Annotated in this window: 2 protein-coding genes; one reads left to right on the top strand and one right to left on the bottom strand. The window is 64.9% G+C overall.

The genetic code is table 11. The features are described 5' to 3' along the window. A partial coding sequence (locus AC1D0P_RS28790; RefSeq protein WP_477679856.1) for an aldehyde dehydrogenase family protein occupies window positions 1-219 on the top strand: 219 nt, incomplete at its 5' end. Between the two features lie 36 nt (window positions 220-255). Here AC1D0P_RS28790 and AC1D0P_RS28785 read toward each other — a convergent pair. Beyond that, window positions 256-484 (bottom strand): hypothetical protein (locus AC1D0P_RS28785; protein ID WP_477679855.1); only part of this gene is annotated, 229 nt, incomplete at its 5' end.

Genomic DNA, 484 nt, shown 5'->3' with positions numbered 1-484 from the left:
CCCTACGGCCTGGCTTCGTATATCCAGGGCGACCGGGAGGAAGCACGCGCACTCTCCCGGCGGCTGCGGACCGGCACCGTGCGCATCAACAGTTCGGCCTGGGATGGCGCCGCACCTTTCGGCGGCTACAAGCAGTCMGGCAAYGGCCGYGAATATGGCAAGTTCGGCTTGCACGAGTTTACCGAGATCAAGGGCGTCGTCGGCTATGATGAGGCATAGCCACCGGCGCATTGCGCGCCGAGGCTCGTAGAAGGATTAGCCAAGCGCCTGGGTCGCGAGTGCGTATGTCTCGAAGGCGTGCGCGTCCTGGGCGACAGCGGGTTTTCCGAACGACATGGTCAGAACCGTGTCATAGACCTGCAAGCCGGACTGCGACAGGTAGGACGCAAAGTCGCCGCTTTCCCGGCGCGTATCGAGCCGCAGGAACCGGCCGGCATGGCGCTCGACATGCGGGCGGATGACGGCGATCGCGTCGCTGTCGTTC

This window comes from Polaromonas sp. P1_G2 (assembly GCF_056405515.1).
Note: the sequence above shows the minus strand (reverse complement) of the source record. Positions and strands in the feature narration are given on the sequence as shown.